The sequence below is a fragment of the Paenibacillus glycinis genome, assembly GCF_009909185.1.
GTDB classification, from domain to species: domain Bacteria; phylum Bacillota; class Bacilli; order Paenibacillales; family Paenibacillaceae; genus Paenibacillus_Z; species Paenibacillus_Z glycinis.
Window position 1 is genome coordinate 154706 of record NZ_JAAAMV010000023.1, and the last position, 16673, is coordinate 171378.

The following is a 16673-nucleotide window of genomic DNA, read 5'->3' on the forward strand; positions in this document are numbered from 1 at the left end:
CTATTTGGTTCCGAACATGCGGTCGCCGGCATCGCCGAGGCCCGGCACGATATAGCCGTGATCGTTGAGATGGCTGTCCAGCGAAGCGAGGTAAATGTCGACGTCGGGGTGCGCCTGTTGGACGGCCGCCACGCCTTCCGGCGCCGCGATCAGGCACATCAGCTTGATCTGGGTGCAGCCGCGCGATTTGAGCGACGCGATCGCCGCATTGGCGGACCCCCCGGTCGCCAGCATCGGGTCGACGACGATCAGCAGCCGTTCCGTCGCGTCGGCGGGCAGATTCACGTAGTACTCTACGGGCTGAAGCGTTTCCGGGTTGCGGAAGAGTCCGATATGGCCCACCTTCGCCGCCGGTATGAGCTTGAGCATGCCTTCCACCATGCCGAGGCCGGCGCGAAGAATCGGAATGACGCCCAGCATGCGGCCGGATATGACGTTGCTCGGCGCCTCGACGATCGGCGTCGTGACGCTGATCGTCTCGAGCGGCAGGTCCCGCGTGATCTCGTAGGCCATCATCGTCGCGATTTCGTCCACGAGTTCGCGGAAATCTTTCGTTTTGGTATCTTTGTCGCGAATATACGTCAGCTTGTGCTGAATGAGCGGATGGTCGCAAATCGTAAGAGTGCCCATTATTCAATCCTCCTGGAGATCTTCTTCAACTGACAATTATAACATCCGGAGCCCGATTGTGCACACGGCGTTCGCCAGGCCAAAATCCTCCTGCAAAGTATGCCCGAACGCGCCGAATACTTGCAATTGAACGCATGGCGCCAGCTTCGGCGAAACAGGCTCCGGCGAGGTCGCCATTGGAGCTAATTGCTGCCGCAGGACGATCCGCCGCCGCAGGAAGATCCGCTGCTACATGAGGATCCGCCGCTGCCGCCGTCGCCGCCGCCGCAGGAGGAGCTGCCGCCGTCCGGCGAACCGTCTCCGCCCCCGCCGCCGTCCGTCCCGCCATCGCCAGTGCAGCTGTATGAACCGCCGCAAGCGCTGTCGTTATTTCGGCGCTCCTCTTCCGTTTGCAACCCGTCCATCTGCGACCGGAATTGGTCTTCCGAGCCCCAGGAGTAGTAGAAAAGCCCGGCCGACATCATCCCCGTCAGCATCGCGGGCGACGACCAGTCGTCCCCGCTGCCGTTGTTCGTCAACGGTTCGTTCCGCGAGGCCGCCAGCCTTCTGCCCCGTTCGATCAGATAGTCGACCGTCGCGTTCAAGTCCGGGAACAGCCCCGCGGAGCGCGCGTTGAACCGCGCATTGCGCAGCGCTTCCGCGCCGTGCGTCTCCAGCTCGAGCATGAGCTCGCGCGGCATCGGGGTCCGGTAGAACGCCCCCCACAGCCCGGCGCTTCCCGAAGCCGGCAGAAACAGCTCGCCGTACACCCAATCGAACAACGCCCGTTCGCCCGGACTCGGCTTCGAATCCGGCGCGTGCGGCGCATGATGGATGAGCTGCCCGCAAAACGTTTTGCAGAACTCCTCGTACTCCCTCGTAAACATCAGCATTTCGTGCCAGACCTCGTCGACCCGCTCGCTGTACATGGGCACCCCGCGCAGGACGCCGCACAAGAGAAAATAACGCTTCAGCTCGAACCAGCGCCACTGCCATTCGACATCGCGCATGTTCGGCGCTTGGCGAAGGACCCGGTCTCTGACGCGCGTCTCGAAATCCGCCGTAAGCGCCGCTTCCAAGCGTTCCGCGGCGGGCCTGGCCGGGTGGCCGGCAGGTACGCCGAGGCACTCGGGAGGCGTGCGCGGCGGCGCGGACGGACGGCGGATGTTCGCGCGTCCGCCGTTTCCGCGGACGGCGCCCGGGCCGCCTTTGGGCTTCGCGAGATTAAACAGGACGGCGACGGTGATAACGATGATGACGATCGCAAAGAGAGGCATTCGGATGGCACCCCTTTATGAAATATGTATCTCCATCATAGCATGCCGGACAACGCTTCCAAGCGGTTTTGAGGAAAAATTAACCTCGGGCGAGCAGGCCCGAGTTGCGCCGTCCGGCGGAAGAGTCCGTCCCTGATATTAAAAGAACCCCTTCGGACAGGCGACGCTGTTCGCGCGCCTCCCGAAAGGGTTCCGCTTGCAAATGCCCGTTCCGTGGAACGCGCGGTCGAACATTCATTCATCCCCGCAGCAGCAGCCGGTTCATGTAATCCACCGTAAACCGGACGCCTTGGTCGCCCAGCTCGCCCTTCCACGTATCGGAATGCGGCTCGATGCTCAGGCCGCCCGCGTAGCCGACGCCGTACAGAATCGCCATGAACGTGCCCCAATCGGTCTGATCGAGTCCGGCCGGCGGATCGTCGAAGCGCTTGCCGTCGATAATCACCGAGCCTTTGATGTGGACGTGGAGGAACCGGTGGCCCCAGTCCGCCATTTCCTTCAAATAATTTTGTCCCGCGTACCGGGCATGGGACGGATCATACTTGATGCCGAGCTCCGGCAGATGGCCGTGAATGAGCTTCCAGGCCGTTTCATCAACGATGTAGCTGTTCCAATGGCAGTTATACGTCGCGATGCGAACGCCGCGCGCGCGGCCGTAATCGAGCAGCAGCGTGAAGAAGGCGATCGAGGCGCGCGCGTTCTCGTAGTACGACAGCTCCTCGACGTAGTTGGCGCCGCAGACGAACACCGGGCAGCCCAGCTCTTGGCAGGCATCGATCAGCATATATGCCGCTTGAAGCTCTTCTTCGATGATGCTGCCGTCCTTCGCGATTCTGTCCGAGCCCCAGCGGCCGATCGATCCCACTCCGACGCCCGTCCGCGCGCCCGCCGCTTTCAGCTCGGGAACGGCCGCTGCGAATTCGCCCGCCGGCGTGCCGACGTTGATGCAAAATTCCAAGAACGATAAGCCGAGGCCCGCGGCGTAGTCGAAGCTTTCCGCCTTCGGATCGGCGATGATGCCTAGTTTCATGTTCGTTATTCCTCCATTCGATTTTCAACTCGCGCCAATGCGCGCCAGCCGCTCATGCAGCCGGCCTCTATTCATTTCGACGAATCAGTACCTCATGCCTGCCCGCATCGGCAATCCGGAAGAGCGCCGATCCGTCTTCCCGTACGGCCGAAGGCGAAGCCGCTTGCCCGTCGATCGTGACTTCCGCTTCCGCGGACGCGGCCAGATCGAGCATGACCGACCACCCCGCCCGCTCGAGCTCGAATCGAATGGCATCCGCCTTCCCTTCTTCCGCGCGGGAGATCGCGAGACGAAGCGCGTTGCCGGCATCTCCCAGCCCAAGGGCCACCCGGTCCGCCGCGATGTCGTTCCACGCTTCCGGCAGCCTTGGACGAAGCGTCAGCGTCCGCTCGTGCGCCTTCGGCTGAATGCCGAACATCCGCGTGAGCATCGGCCATACGATGCCGTAGACCGTCCAAGCTTGGACGAAGCAGCCGTAGTCCGGCGACATCTCCGAGATGGAGCCCGGCAGGCGCATGTTGAAGGTGGACGCGATCAGGCGGATGAAGCGCAGCGATTCGTCCATCCGGTCGTAGCGGGCTTCCGCCATCGCCTGCACGCCCGTCGAGATCGTCATCATTTGATCCCGGTATAATCCGGAGAGATAAGTTCCCCACGGTCCCGTGAATTCGTCCGTGCCCATGCGGTCGAGCGCCCGGAGCGCCTTGCCGCGCGGAGCGAGTCCCGTCTCCATCGGCGTGTTGATGACCCAGTTCTTGAACAGCCAGCCCTGCTCGCGCTCCGGCTCCAGCCGTTCCATCTGCGCCTTCATCGCCTCCATGTCGGCGACGGCGCCCGCGGCGCCCATCGAACGGGCGCGTTCGATATAAACGTCGATGCGGCTCCTGACTTTGCCGACGGAGGCCATCGCGTCCGCGTACAATCCCTCTTCCTCCAGCCACAGCTCCGTATTGATCGTCTGGCCGAGACGATCCGCCAATTCGGCGTATTGGACGGCTTGGCGCGGCTCGCCGAGCAGCTCGGCCATCCGTGAGCCCGCGTTCAGGGCCGACCAGGTGTACGCCGCGGTATCGATCAGCTCGACGTTGAGGCCTTCGATCTCGATGATGCCGTAGCCCTCCGGCAAGAGATCGCCGTCGGGATCCATGTCGCCGAGCAGCCACGCCAAGCCCTGCTTCACGCCGGAATACATGCCCCGGAGAAAGGCCAGGTCCCCCGTCCATTGGAACACTTCCCATACGCATTGAATGAAATGCGCGGTCTCCTGGGTATTGCCGGGATTCGCGACGAGGCCGCTGGTGGACAGTTCGTGGATGATCCTGCCGTTGCCGTTCTCCGCTTCGGAGGCGTCGCGGATCAGCTCCAGCGTCTCCTGCGCCATCGCGAGCCCGCCCACCGGCAGCAGGCCGAGCAGCGTATAGCTGTTGTCGCAGCCGAACCACCACGGATATTCCGGATGGCCGGCTCCCATGCCGCGACCGATCCCCGGCACGTCCCGCACGAACCAATCGTTATGGAATTTAACCCAATTGAACACATGCTGCAGCTGCTTGTCCGGGATGGTCAGCACGGTCTGCGCGGCGATCCCCTCGTAGCGGCGGCATTTCTCGTCCCATAACCGGGCATGATGGTCCGCCAGCTTCCGATAGGCGAGCTTCGCCTCTTCTTCCGAGCTGCAGGAGCCCGCGACGAAGAAACGAATCTCGCTCTCCCCGCCCGCCGGCACGGCGACCGCGCGATACGCCAGCTCGCCGCCGACGCCTCTGCCCGCCGTCCAATGCGGGCCGAACAGTTCGCGGTCGACCGCGCCCGAATCGAAGCCGCGGTCGGCGCCTACGGCGACATGCCACGGATTCGCGGAGTCGCGCGCCAGAAACAGCCCCTCTTCCCGGGATAGGCGCCCCTCGTCGAAGCCGTCGACGATTCCCTTGCCCTCCGAGAACCATACCGGACTGAGGTCCGTTCTCGCCAGGAAACGAAGATCAAGCGCCCGGTCCGTGCCGCCGGTATCGCGCAAAATGTAGCTGACGACCAACCCTTCGACGTCGTCCGGGCAAAACTGGCGGCGCGTGACTTCAAGCCGCAGCGACGGAAGCGCGTAGCGATGCTCGTTGAAGAACGGATAATTATGAAAGCTGTCCGCTTCCGTCAGCCATTGGCCGTCGGCCTCCGATACGGAACCGCTGTCCGCGATCCGGAGCCAGAAGCCGTCCAGCAGCTTGATAGGATGCAGCCAAAGCCCGCCCATCTCGTGCTTGACGTGATGGCCGAAGTCGGGGAAGCCCCCGTTCTGGCTGCCGATCAGATAGGTCCGGTTGCCGGGCGTGATATAAAGGTCCTTCCAGGATAGGCCGCGCGTCTCCCGCGACTCGCGATAAGCCTCGAGAACCGGCCCTGCGTCCAGTTTCGTCATTTCAACCTTTGCGGTCATACGTCCTGCCTCCTAAGTCGTTCGATATCTTGTTACGGCGAGAAGGGCATAGCATGCGCAGCCCATGATCAACGCGGCGCTGAGCCCCGAGGCGATGGAGGCCGCTACGGCCAGCCAGGAGCCCCAGACGCCGGCAATGCCGTTCAGCGCGAAATAAAACGGCGCGCTTCCCGGGACGCGCCGGTCTTCCGACTGAAGCCCGGCCGGCAGCGGGATGCCGAGCACCACGCCATATACGAACATGACGGTTCCGATAACCGCCAGACGGCCGCCTTGCCCGAGCGCCATAAGGCCGTCCCCCGCGGCCGCCTGAAGCGCGAGCAGCCCGGCGGTCAGCGCGATGACGGCGACTGCCGCCGCGAGCGGCTTGACGGCCCGGCGCCCGGCGAGCCGGCTGCCGAGCGTGCCCCCGAGCAGCATCGGGACGATGACGATCAGCGCGGCGAGCGCGGGCGTGCCGGAGTAGGCCAGGCTTTTCTGGATCCAAACGGTCTGGATGCTCATGTAGCCGATTCCGATCAACCCGTAGTACGCCCAAGCGCCAAGACGCTTGCCCGGTCCTCCGGCTGGTGCGCCGTACCTCCAAACAAGCAGGAAGAACGATAGGGTAAGCGCCGCGATCGCGATGAGCCATTGCCGCAAGGCGGCCGGCAGCGATTCCTCCACCAGGAAGAAGAACGGTTTGTCATCCGTCGTCGGGTAGACCTTGTACTCGGAATCGCGGACGAACGCGTCGAACGGCGTCCGGCCGTCCAGCAAGGGCCGCAGCAGCTGCTCGTCGGACCCGGGAAGAAACAGCGCCTGCAGGCCCAGCGACCGGGCGCCCGCCCGCAGCAGGTCAAGCTGGCCGGCCGCAAGCGGCGATTTCTGGATCACGCTCAGCGTCAGATCGGGCGCGGACGAGCCTTCGGGAGCCAGCAGCAGCGTGGTATGCTTCGCGGCTTCCCGCGGCGGGACGCCGCCGCCCGCGCGCATGAGCGCGTCGAACCCCGTATAGTACGCCCGCAGGCCTTCGATGCCTTGATGCGAGATCACGATGATTCGGCCGTCCGGCGTCAGCCGCTCCAGATACGTCCGGAACGCCTCGCGGGTAAACGCGTAATTCTCGGACAGCGCCTGGCCGCCCACGCCGCCCACCTGCGAATAGACAAGGTCGAGCACGATCAGGTCGTACGATTCGCCGCTGCGCTCCAGCACGCCGCGCCCGTCGCCGACGACCGTATGAACGCCCGGGCGGTCGAGGATACCGCCGTTGTAGTCGGCCATCGATCGCACCGCGCTCACAAGCCCGGGGCTCAGCTCGACGGCGGTAATGTCCTTGGCGCCCGCCATCAGGGCATACAAAATGTCGCGTCCGCCGCCGGCCCCGACGATAATGGCTTTATCCGCCTTCCCCGCCGCGAACGGCAAAAACTCGATATCGCGCGCGAGCTCGCCCATCTGGCTCAGATCGCCGCCGAATTTGTACATGTAGCTGCCTGCGCCGCCGTCCACGAACATGATTCGCCGGCGGTCGTCGGAGGTGGCGACGGCGTCCGTGCGGGCGAAGCTGTCCCAGTCCGTGCGCAGGATCCGCGAGGCCGGGTCCGCGGCCAACGTGCCGACGATCGTCTTGTCCGGGGCGGCGCCCCTCATGCCCGCATAATCCAGCCGCCAGACGTCTGCGGACGATGCCGGCCAGACGATCGCCCCGGCGATAATGGCAAGCGCCAAGCCGCCGATGGAACGAAGCCGCTTGCGCGGCGAGTAGCCGGCGCCCGCGCCGCGCGCTTCGGCATGCATTCCGTCGCCTGCTTCCGCGTTCGCCGCGCCGGGCGCCAGGAACAGTACCGCGCCGGCCGCAAAGCATGGCGCCGACAACGCGAACACGGCCGCGAAGCCGCCGAAGCGCTCCAGCAGCGCATACCCGAGGAGCGCGCCGAGCGAAGCGCCGAGCAGGTCGGCCGCATAGATCCGCGGCGCGGACGCGGCGCCGCTGCCGAGCGCCTTCCCCATCACCCAGCCGAAGAGCGCGAAGGGGATCGTGCCGAGCAGCGCGTACAACGCGAGCTGGTGGACGTACGGAAACTTGGCGAGCGCGAAGCTGAGCAACGCGATGAACAGACCGGCGGCCGCGCTTACCCAGCCGGCCGTCGACAGGTCCGCGTCCGCGGCAGCCTGGCCGGCCCTGCGCTTCCCGCCGGCCGCCGCGCGCGGCTTCGTCCGGTATGCGGCAAAGGCGCCCGCGCCGATGCCGAACACCGCGAGCGACACGACGAGCGAGACGTAGTGGTACTGCAGCAACACGCCGTACACGCTGGTCAGCGCGATTTCCAGCCCCAGCAGCGAAGCCGACATCAGTCCCACGCCCAAGCTCCAGCAGGCGCTTCTCGTAAGCTTGTTCATGCGCTCATCCCTTCTGTCCGGTCAGCGTAATGCTCTCCACGAAATACTTCTGCCCGACGAAATAAAAAATCAGCGAAGGCAGCATGGTCACGACGGAAGCGGCCATCAAGAAGTTCCATTGCACGTTGTTCTCGCTCTTGAAGAAATTGATCCCAAGCGCGAGCGTGTACAGGCCCGGCTTGTTCAAGTACAGCAGCGGACCCATGAAATCGTTCCATACCCCGTTGAATTGAAAAATCGCGACCGTGATGAGCGCGGGAACCGTGAGAGGAAGGATGACGCGCGCCAGAATGCCGAGCGTGCTCGCGCCGTCGATCTTGGCCGCCTCCTCCATCTCCGTCGGAATTCCCATGAAAAACTGCCGCAGCAGGAAGATGAAGAACGCGTTGCCGAAGAACGCCGGCACGATTAACGGGTAGAACGTGTTCATCCAGCCGAGCAACTGGAACAGGTAGAATACCGGAATCATCGTCACGGTGCCCGGAAGCATCATCGTGGACAGCATGACGATGAAGAGCAGGTTCTTGCCCTTCGCGCGAAATCGGGCGAAGCCGTAAGCCACGACCGTGCAGGACGCCAGCGTGCCCAAGATCGTGCTCAACGTGATGATGACCGTATTGCCGAGCCATTTGCCGAACGGAAGCCCCGTGAAGGTTTCCACGTAGTTGTGCCATTTGATCGGACTCGGAATCCACCTGACCGGCACCTCGAACACCTGGAACGATTCCTTGAGCGAGGTCGACAGCATCCACGCGAACGGGACGAGCATGACGAGCGAGCCGAGCACGAGAAGCGCGTACACGACCGTGGATTTGATCAGCTTGGCTTTGTTCATGCCGTCACTTCCTCTCCCCTTCGTAATACACCCACGCGTCCGACGATTTCACGACGACGAGCGTAAGCGCGAGAATGATCACGAACAGGAACCAGGCGAGCGCGGAAGCGTACCCCATGCTGAAGTTCTCGAACGCGTTCTGGAACAAGTAGTAGTTGAAGAACAAGGTGGAGTTCATCGGTCCGCCCTTCGTCATGACGTATGCTTGCCCGAAGGTCTGGAGCGCGCCGACGATGCCCATGACCAGATTGAAGAAGATCGTCGGCGTCAGCATGGGAACCGTCACGCCGCGAAATTTCTGCCAGGCGTTCGCCCCGTCGAGGTTCGCGGCTTCGTACAACGTCGGCGAGATGCCCTTCAGACCCGCGAGCCAAATGATCATGCCGCCTCCGATGCTCCACAAGCTCATGATGACGAGGGACGGCATCGCCCAATTGGGGTCGAAAATCCAGCCAGGGCCGGCGATGCCGAAATACCCGAGCACTGTATTTAATAATCCGATTTGCGGATTGAAAATCCACATCCATAGCACCATGACGGACACGCCGCTGACGACGGCCGGCATATAGAAGATCGTGCGGAATAAACGCATGCCCCATGCCGCCTGATTGAGCAGCAGCGCGAGCGCCAAGGAGAAGATCAGCCCGAGCGGGACGGAAAACACGGAATAGACGACCGTCACCTTTAGCGACTTCCAGAATAAAGGGTCCAGGCGGAGCGCTTTCTCATAATTCTTGAAGCCGACGAATTTGGCCGGCGTCAGCAAATCCCACTTGGTCAAGCTGATGATGAACGACGCGATCATCGGGCCCAGCACGAAGACGAGAAAACCGATCAACCACGGGGAAATCAAGGCATAGAACCAGATGGCCTCCTTGCGTAAGGCGTTCATCCGGATCGTCTTGCGGATCGTGTCAGGTACGGCAGCTGCCGCTTGCTGTGACACCGGCTTGCTCATTTCATCACCTCGGGGTTAGTTTGGCGGCTTCGCCCGAAGCGGCGCCGCCGGTTAAAGAAGGGGCGGACGAACGCTTCGTCCGTCCGGCCCCGCGGTAGTTTGGCCGGCTTGCCTTTCTTGCCCGGCATCGTTACTCGGTCTTCGCGGTCTGCAGATCGGCGTCGCCCTGCTTTGCGGCGGCGTCGAGCTCCTTCTTGACGTCGATCGGCTTGCCGAGCATCATTTTGTCCATGACCGACTGCAGCGTCTTGCCGCCGGACACGCCGAAGAACGGGGAGATTTTCTCGGGGAAATCCTTGATGTTCGGCACGTCGTCGAGGAACGGCTTCAGCGCCGGGTCGTTCGTCTGGCCGAGCTTATCCGCCGTGGCTTTGACCGCCGTGAACGCGTGCTGCGCCATCAGCTCCTGGCCTTCGGGCCCCGTCAAGTATTTGAGGTAATCCCAAGCGGCGTCCTTGTTCTTGGACTTGGCGTACAGGCCGTAGCCCGAATAGCAGATCGTGTTGGACGCGCCTTGCGGTCCGACCGGCATCTGCGCGACGCCGAACGAGAGATCGGCATTCTTCTTGTAATCCTCCACCGGCCACCGGCCCGTCATGTTCATGGCCACCTTGCCGACCGCGAACAGATCGACGCCTTTGAACGCCTGGCTCTCCGTGCCGGACGGGGAAATATGGTCCTTCAAATACATGTCCTGGTATAATTCAAGCGCTTTCACAGTGCCGTCGCTGTTCATGTAGCCGTCGATCTTCTCGCCGTCCGGGCTGATCACGCTGCCGCCGTACGATTGAATGAGCGGGAGAATCGCGCGAACCCAGCTGCCCGGCAGATTAACGCCCCATTGCGTATACTTGTCCCCGTCCTTCTTCGTCAGCTTCTTCGCGGTTTCGTAGAATTGATCCCAGGTCCAGCCCGCCTGCGGATAAGGAACGCCCGCGTCGTCGAACATTTTCTTGTTGTAGAACACCGCGATGTCGGAGTAATCCTTCGGCATCGTGTAATATTTGCCGTCGGCCTTGCCGACGTCCAGCACGCTTTGATAATAATCGTCGGTATTAATGCCGTTCGAGCCGCCGATGTAGCTCGTCAGATCCTCGAGCGCGCCCTTCTTCATGAACATGCTGACGTCGCCGTCGCCGATCTGGAAAATGTCCGGCGCTTGACCCGCGGCGATCTGCGTCAAAATCTTCGTGCCGTACTGATCGGGCACCGATTCGATGGAGATGGACACGTTCTCGTGCGTCTTCTTGTAATTGTCCGCGATTTGCTGCTGCAGCTTTAGGCCGTCCCCGCCTTCCCAGGTACCGATGCGAAGCTCGACTTTCTTCTGGTCGGCTCCGCCGTTGTCCGAAGTGCCGGCGTTCGCCGCCCCGTTCGTTCCCGCGTTAGCGGATTCCTTGCCCGAATTGGCGTTGCCGGAATTGCCGTTCCCGCCGGAACCGCAGCCGGACAGCGCCAATGAAGCCGTAATGCCGAGTGCCAGAAATGCCATACCCCTGTTTTTCATCTTGCACGCTCCTCAGATTGGGATTGTATATTTAAGAGCTCCGCTTGCGCAAAGCGCCAAATATCGAAAACTCCAAAACGTTTCGGATTAAAAATAAAAAAATATAATCCCTTTATCCTATTAGTTTTGTAAACTAATGCATTCGTCAACCAAACTATAAAGCGCTTACTTTTATCCTTAACGTTTCGGATTATGCCGGCAAAAATCGCCCTTCGGGTGCCGCGGCTAGTTGCTCTTCCGTAAGGGCGACGTGCTCTCGCGCACGATGAGCTCATTGTGCAGGACGATCTTGCGTTGGATGTTGCGGCCTTCGAGCATATCGATCAAGAGCTGCGCGGACTGATAGCCCATCTCGTATTTATCCTGCCGGACGGTCGTCAGCCGCGGGGAGCAATACGAAGCGATGACGATGTCGTCATACCCGACGATCGAGATTGTCTCCGGCACCTTGCCTCCGCTGCGCTCGACCGCCCTCAGCGCGCCCAGCACCATCAAATCGCTCGCGGTGAAGACCGCCGTAACCTCGGGATGGTTGCGCAGGATCAGATGCATGGCGTCGCCGCCGCCTTCTTCCGAGAAATTCCCGTTGTAGACCAGCTCCGTCCGGAAAGGCAGACCATGCTTCTCCAGCTCCAGCCGGTACCCGTTCAGGCGCTGCTGGCTGACCGAAGCTTCGTTGTGGCCGTTGATCATCGCGATATTGCGGTGGCCCAGCTCGACGAGATGCCGGACGGCCATTCTGGCGCCCTGCACGTTGTCCGTCGTGACATGGCCGAGATTGTTGCCCTCCGCGGGAATGTCGATCAGCACGCACGGAAAGCTCGTATCGACCGCAACCTCCTGCAAATACTGGTCGTTCACCCGCAAGCCCGAAATAATCGCCCCTTCCACGTTCCGTTCCTTGCACAGGTCGGAATACGACTTGGACAGCTGCTTCTTCGGATTCGTGCTGAACAGCAAAATGTCGTAGTCGAGTTCGGAGGCCCGGTCGTTGATGCCGCACAAAATTTCGTACAGCATGGCGTCCTTGGCCCCTGCGCGGTTGATTTCCGACAGGATCACACCGATCGAACGGGATTTCTTCGTGACCAGGCTTCTGGCCAGCACGTTCGGCCGGTAATTCATTTCTTCCGCGACCCGCTTGATCTTCCTTCGGGTCTCCTCGTTCACGTCGTCGTACCCGTTTAACGCCCGGGACACTGTCGTAACGGAAACGCCCGCAATTCTCGCTAGGTCTTTAATGGTCGTCAAAGGCGTCTTCCTCCAAGGTTCCAAAACGTTTTGGAAATGCTCTAGCGCTATTATAGCGGGTTAAAGAAAGCGATTGCAAGTACTATTTTGCCAGGCTTGCCCGGCCGATTTGAAGCCTGCGCTCCGAATCGGCTCCGCGGCGCGCCATCGCGCCGCTTACCCTATCCGCAGGATGAGCGAATGACAAACGATCCCTTTCCTTGTATACTGGCATCAATAGATGACCTGCCTGCCCAGACCAACGCAGAAAGAAGGAAACAGCCATGACGCTATCCGTACAGGCGGAGCTGCCGCGCATCCTCGAGTTGTTCCCGAGTTTGGCCGAGATCGGCCCGGAAAATTGGGGGAGGGAAGACGTCGTCTTGATCGAGCTGCCGCCCAACCACCTCGTGCAGGAAGGACAGCTTCTCGATTATGCGGTCCTGCTGCTTGACGGTACCATTCGCATGTTCAAGATCAGTCCCGGAGGAAGGGAAATCACGCTGTACCGCATCCAAGGCGGGGAGTGCTGTCCGCTCATGATGACCAGCATCCTTGGCGAAAGCGAATACGAAGCCTCCGCCTGCATCGAGAAGCCTAGCCTTGCCTTGGCGATTCCGTCAGGCTTGTTCAGGGAATGGATGGACCGATACCGCGGCTTCCGGCAGTATATATTCAAAATGGTGGGCAAGCGCCTGATCCTCATGTCCAATCTGCTCGACAGCATCAACTTCAAAACCATCCCGGGGCGCGTCGCGGAATTTCTCTACGAGCAAACCGCGTCCGGGGCGGATACGCTGGCGCTGACGCACGATGCGATCGCCACGGAGCTCGGCACGGCGCGGGAAGTGATCAGCCGAACGCTGAAGAGCTTCGAGAAAGAAGGCATCCTCGCCCTTACGCGGGGCCGGATAGCCGAGATAAAGCGCGACGAGCTTGAACGCTATTTGGAATATTGAGCACGGACAAAACAGTCGGTTCCCGTAAAGGGACCGGCTGTTTTCTTGTTGCGGATGCGCCGCTTCCGCCTTCGAATCGTTTATCGCTACATGCCGTGTGACTTTGTCACGGAAGAAGAACCGTACGGGATGATATGCTTCATCACAAGAACGAGCAAGCCCATTCAAAGGAGGAAGCCATTCATGAGAAACGTCGGAGGAGCGGACCGGACGATCCGGATCGTGCTGGGTATCGCGTTGTTGTCGTTGTTCTTTGTTCTGCCGGGGTATTACAAATTATTCGGTCTCGTCGCCACGCCGCTGCTGTTCACGGGATTGACGCAACGCTGCGCGATCAATCAGCTGCTTGGTCGAAATACCTGCAGAATTCGTTAACTTCAGCGAGCGCCTGTCGTATAGTCGGTGCCTGTACGGCCATCCATGGGCAACAAGAAGGCAGGCGGATAAGCTCGGCATTCACGGGCTAGTCGCGCCGGGAAAGCCGCGCATAACGAAAAAGTCGTTGGTCTGCTGCGAGATGCAGCACCCAACGACTTTTTGTTTATCGGATCGGCCCTAAATCGACCTACCCGACCGGATATTAGTACGTCATGCCCGGATACAGCGGGTATTGCGACACGAGGTCGCTGACCATGCCGCGCGCTTTTTCCAGCACGGCTTCGTCTTTCGGGTTCTTCAGCGTCATCGCGATGACTTCGGCGATCGTCTTCATCGCGTCCACGCCCATGCCGCGGGAAGTAGCCGCAGGCGTGCCGATGCGAATGCCGCTCGTGACGAACGGGCTGGTCGGGTCGAACGGAATCGCGTTCTTGTTGACCGTGATTTGAACGGAATCGAGCACATGCTCGGCGTCCTTGCCCGTGATGTTCAGGTTGCGCAGGTCGATCAGCATGAGGTGGTTGTCCGTGCCGCCGGAGACGATGTTGATGCCTTGGGCAATCAGCGCTTCAGCCAGCGCATGGGCGTTGTCGACGACGTTTTTGCCGTATTCTTTGAACGACGGCTGGAGCGCTTCGCCGAAAGCGACCGCCTTGGCCGCGATGATGTGCATCAGAGGGCCGCCCTGGGAGCCAGGGAAGACCGCTTTGTCGATCGCCGCCGCCCATGCTTTGCGGCATAGGATCATGCCGCCGCGCGGTCCGCGGAGCGTTTTGTGCGTCGTGGTCGTCACGAAATGCGCGTGAGGCACCGGGCTCGGATGCAGACCGGCCGCGACCAGACCCGCGATATGCGCCATGTCGACGAAGAGCAGCGCGCCCACGTCGTCGGCGATTTTGCCGAGCGCTTCGAAATCGATGATGCGCGGGTACGCCGAAGCGCCTGCGACGATCATGCGGGGACGGTGCTTGAACGCCAGCTTGCGCACTTCGTCATAGTTGATCGTGAACGTGTTCTCGTCGACGCCGTAAGCAACGAAGTTGTACAGAATGCCGGATGCGTTGACCGGGCTGCCGTGCGTCAAATGGCCGCCGTGCGCCAGGTTCATGCCGAGCACCGTGTCGCCGGGCTGCAAAGCCGCCAGGTAAACGGCCATGTTCGCCTGCGCGCCGGAGTGGGGCTGGACGTTCGCGTGCTCGGCGCCGAACAGTTCCTTGGCGCGGTTGCGCGCGATATCCTCGGCGATGTCCACGTGCTCGCAGCCGCCGTAGTAGCGCTTGCCCGGATAGCCTTCGGCGTATTTATTCGTCAGCACCGTGCCCATCGCTTCCAATACGGCTTCGGAGACGATGTTCTCGGAGGCGATCAGCTCGATGTTGTCGCGTTGGCGCTGCAGCTCAAGGCCAAGGGCTTTCATGATTTCGGGATCTTGCTTGCGTAGGTTTTCCATGATTATTCCTCCTAAAGTTTTATGGCGAAGCACGAACCGGTAAGAGCCGGTTCGGAGAATAAAACGGCTTCGAAAGCATACGCTTCGTTTTATGGCGAAGCACGAACCGGTAAGGGCCGGTTCGGAGAATAAAACGGCTTCGAAAGCATACGCTTCGTTTTATGGCGAAGCAAGCGCCGTCGTTGCCGGCGCGAAAAATAAACGGCTTCGTAGGCATATGCCTCGTTTTATGGACGAAAACACGCGCCTCGGTTGCCGGTGTGGCATCGGAAGCATTCGCTTCGATTTTTAATACTCAGTCGCAATTGCCGCTCTCGGCATCCGACTCCGACGGGCGCGAATAAACCGCCCGTTCCCCGCCGATCAGCTTCGGACGCGTAACGGCCATCGTCACGTGCGCCGACCCGATGGACCGGATCGACGGCCGCACGGGGACCGCCACGCGTTTCAGATGCATGCCGATGAACGTGTCGCCGATGTCGATGCCCGCATGCGCCTGCACCGTTTCCGTCAGCACCGCGTCCCGCAGCGCGCCGAACGCATACGCCGCCATGGAGCCGCCCGCCTTGCGCACCGGCACCGCCGAGACCAGCTCAAGCCCGTACCGTTCCGCCGCCTCGCGTTCCATGACGAGCGCCCGGTTCAGGTGCTCGCAGCATTGGAACACCGGAAAGAAGCCCAACTCGCCCCGCACGGCCTCGATGCCCTCATAGATCGCCCGCGCCGTCTCCAGCGTGCCGGACGTGCCGATGCGCTGGCCGAGCACCTCGCTCGTGGACACGCCGATCACGAGCAGTTGCCCCTTGCGAAGGTTGCCGGTTTCGGCAAGCTCCCGCACGACGGTCTCGACATCCCTGGTTAACTGAGCCGCATTTCCGCCTGCTGCCGTATCGTTCACGTCGGATCCGCTCCTTATTCCGCGTGCGCCGGCTGCGCGTGTTGTTCTTCGATCCGCTTCACCTTGTTCAAGCGGCCGACGTGGCGCTCGCCGTTCGAGAACGGCGTTTCCAGCCAGATGCGGATGATTTCCTGGGCGACGCCCGGTCCGATCACGCGCTCGCCCATAGCCAGCACGTTCGTGTCGTTGTGGTCGCGCGTCGCCTGCGCCGAGAACATGTCATGCACGAGAGCGCAGCGGATGCCGGCCACCTTGTTCGCGGCGATGGACATGCCGATGCCCGTGCCGCAGATCAGAATGCCGCGGTCGGCCTTGCCCTGCGCGACCCGCTCGCAGACCGGCAGCGCGTAATCCGGGTAGTCGACCGACTGCTCGCAGGTGCACCCGACGTCCTCGATTTCATGACCCAGCGACTGTATATAAGGCACGACGATTTCTTTGAGGCGATAGCCCCCATGGTCTGCTCCGATGGCGATTTTCAACCTTGATATACCTCCCAATGAGACCGCGCAATGGCGGAAATTGTCGATTCGCAATGGTTCTAGTATACCTGATTTCGCCGGAAAAGACGAAAAAAGAGCAAGCATGCTTACGCACGCTGCTCTTTGCCCAGGCGACCGGCCGTATGATCCGATGCTCCACCGTGGTTGGACCCACTTTCGTCGCCAGTTACATCGGAAACCGTCTTAGTTAGCTTTATCATACCGGATCGGCCCGGCAAAATCA

14 protein-coding genes and 1 riboswitch are annotated in these 16673 nt (G+C 61.4%); of the genes, 2 read left to right on the forward strand and 12 right to left on the reverse strand.

What is annotated here, in order from left to right; all coding sequences use genetic code 11:
* From upp to GT019_RS23180, 9 genes are all read right to left on the reverse strand, one after another.
* Nucleotides 1-630, reverse strand: coding sequence for a uracil phosphoribosyltransferase (upp, locus tag GT019_RS23140; RefSeq protein WP_161745797.1), 630 nt, complete (start codon nucleotides 628-630; stop codon nucleotides 1-3).
* Nucleotides 631-812: 182 nt separating this feature from the next.
* Nucleotides 813-1886 (reverse strand): glycine-rich domain-containing protein, encoded by a 1074-nt coding sequence (locus tag GT019_RS23145; RefSeq protein ID WP_161745798.1) that lies wholly within the window; start codon nucleotides 1884-1886, stop codon nucleotides 813-815.
* 238 nt (nucleotides 1887-2124) lie between these two features.
* The gene (locus GT019_RS23150) at nucleotides 2125-2916 is read right to left on the reverse strand and encodes a sugar phosphate isomerase/epimerase family protein (protein ID WP_161745799.1); all 792 of its coding nucleotides are present in this window, start codon (nucleotides 2914-2916) and stop codon (nucleotides 2125-2127) included.
* A gap of 67 nt (nucleotides 2917-2983) precedes the next feature.
* A complete protein-coding gene (locus GT019_RS23155) occupies nucleotides 2984-5347 on the reverse strand; it encodes an alpha-L-rhamnosidase-related protein (RefSeq protein WP_161745800.1) in 2364 nt (787 codons plus the stop codon).
* Between the two features lie 12 nt (nucleotides 5348-5359).
* Nucleotides 5360-7732: a spermidine synthase family protein gene (locus GT019_RS23160; RefSeq protein ID WP_161745801.1), complete on the reverse strand. Its 2373-nt coding sequence runs from the start codon at nucleotides 7730-7732 to the stop codon at nucleotides 5360-5362.
* A 4-nt stretch (nucleotides 7733-7736) separates the two neighbouring features.
* Nucleotides 7737-8567 (reverse strand): carbohydrate ABC transporter permease, encoded by an 831-nt coding sequence (locus GT019_RS23165; protein WP_161745802.1) that lies wholly within the window; start codon nucleotides 8565-8567, stop codon nucleotides 7737-7739.
* A 4-nt stretch (nucleotides 8568-8571) separates the two neighbouring features.
* Nucleotides 8572-9525, reverse strand: a complete 954-nt coding sequence (locus GT019_RS23170; protein WP_235949062.1) for a carbohydrate ABC transporter permease — start codon at nucleotides 9523-9525, stop codon at nucleotides 8572-8574.
* A gap of 130 nt (nucleotides 9526-9655) precedes the next feature.
* A complete protein-coding gene (locus tag GT019_RS23175) occupies nucleotides 9656-11032 on the reverse strand; it encodes an ABC transporter substrate-binding protein (protein ID WP_161745803.1) in 1377 nt (458 codons plus the stop codon).
* A gap of 225 nt (nucleotides 11033-11257) precedes the next feature.
* Nucleotides 11258-12283 (reverse strand): LacI family DNA-binding transcriptional regulator, encoded by a 1026-nt coding sequence (locus GT019_RS23180; RefSeq protein WP_161745804.1) that lies wholly within the window; start codon nucleotides 12281-12283, stop codon nucleotides 11258-11260.
* 263 nt (nucleotides 12284-12546) lie between these two features.
* Between GT019_RS23180 and GT019_RS23185 the strand changes: the two genes are divergently transcribed.
* Together GT019_RS23185 and GT019_RS23190 are read left to right on the forward strand one after the other, a co-directional pair.
* A complete protein-coding gene (locus tag GT019_RS23185; RefSeq protein ID WP_161745805.1) occupies nucleotides 12547-13221 on the forward strand; it encodes a Crp/Fnr family transcriptional regulator in 675 nt (224 codons plus the stop codon).
* Between the two features lie 183 nt (nucleotides 13222-13404).
* Nucleotides 13405-13596: a YgaP family membrane protein gene (locus GT019_RS23190; RefSeq protein WP_161745806.1), complete on the forward strand. Its 192-nt coding sequence runs from the start codon at nucleotides 13405-13407 to the stop codon at nucleotides 13594-13596.
* A gap of 205 nt (nucleotides 13597-13801) precedes the next feature.
* Here the strand turns inward: GT019_RS23190 and GT019_RS23195 are convergent, their stop codons facing one another.
* The 3 genes from GT019_RS23195 to rpiB all read right to left on the reverse strand — a co-directional run bounded on the left by GT019_RS23195 (nucleotide 13802) and on the right by rpiB (nucleotide 16429).
* Nucleotides 13802-15049 (reverse strand): serine hydroxymethyltransferase, encoded by a 1248-nt coding sequence (locus tag GT019_RS23195; RefSeq protein WP_161745807.1) that lies wholly within the window; start codon nucleotides 15047-15049, stop codon nucleotides 13802-13804.
* Between the two features lie 295 nt (nucleotides 15050-15344).
* Entirely contained in the window at nucleotides 15345-15947 is a 603-nt protein-coding gene (locus GT019_RS23200) for a TIGR01440 family protein (protein ID WP_328804027.1), read from the reverse strand.
* 14 nt (nucleotides 15948-15961) lie between these two features.
* Entirely contained in the window at nucleotides 15962-16429 is a 468-nt protein-coding gene (gene rpiB / locus GT019_RS23205) for a ribose 5-phosphate isomerase B (RefSeq protein ID WP_161745808.1), read from the reverse strand.
* A 118-nt stretch (nucleotides 16430-16547) separates the two neighbouring features.
* Nucleotides 16548-16630: riboswitch (ZMP/ZTP riboswitch) on the reverse strand.
* Nucleotides 16631-16673 lie beyond the last annotated feature (43 nt).

Coding starts and splice junctions, on each gene's coding strand:
- GT019_RS23145 (WP_161745798.1), bottom strand. CDS start 1,886: ATGCCTCTCTTTGCGATCGTCATCATCGTTATCACCGTCGCCGTCCTG.
- GT019_RS23150 (WP_161745799.1), bottom strand. CDS start 2,916: ATGAAACTAGGCATCATCGCCGATCCGAAGGCGGAAAGCTTCGACTAC.
- GT019_RS23185 (WP_161745805.1), top strand. CDS start 12,547: ATGACGCTATCCGTACAGGCGGAGCTGCCGCGCATCCTCGAGTTGTTC.
- GT019_RS23170 (WP_235949062.1), bottom strand. CDS start 9,525: ATGAGCAAGCCGGTGTCACAGCAAGCGGCAGCTGCCGTACCTGACACG.
- GT019_RS23175 (WP_161745803.1), bottom strand. CDS start 11,032: ATGAAAAACAGGGGTATGGCATTTCTGGCACTCGGCATTACGGCTTCA.
- GT019_RS23155 (WP_161745800.1), bottom strand. CDS start 5,347: ATGACCGCAAAGGTTGAAATGACGAAACTGGACGCAGGGCCGGTTCTC.
- GT019_RS23160 (WP_161745801.1), bottom strand. CDS start 7,732: ATGAACAAGCTTACGAGAAGCGCCTGCTGGAGCTTGGGCGTGGGACTG.
- GT019_RS23165 (WP_161745802.1), bottom strand. CDS start 8,567: ATGAACAAAGCCAAGCTGATCAAATCCACGGTCGTGTACGCGCTTCTC.
- GT019_RS23190 (WP_161745806.1), top strand. CDS start 13,405: ATGAGAAACGTCGGAGGAGCGGACCGGACGATCCGGATCGTGCTGGGT.
- GT019_RS23195 (WP_161745807.1), bottom strand. CDS start 15,049: ATGGAAAACCTACGCAAGCAAGATCCCGAAATCATGAAAGCCCTTGGC.
- upp (WP_161745797.1), bottom strand. CDS start 630: ATGGGCACTCTTACGATTTGCGACCATCCGCTCATTCAGCACAAGCTG.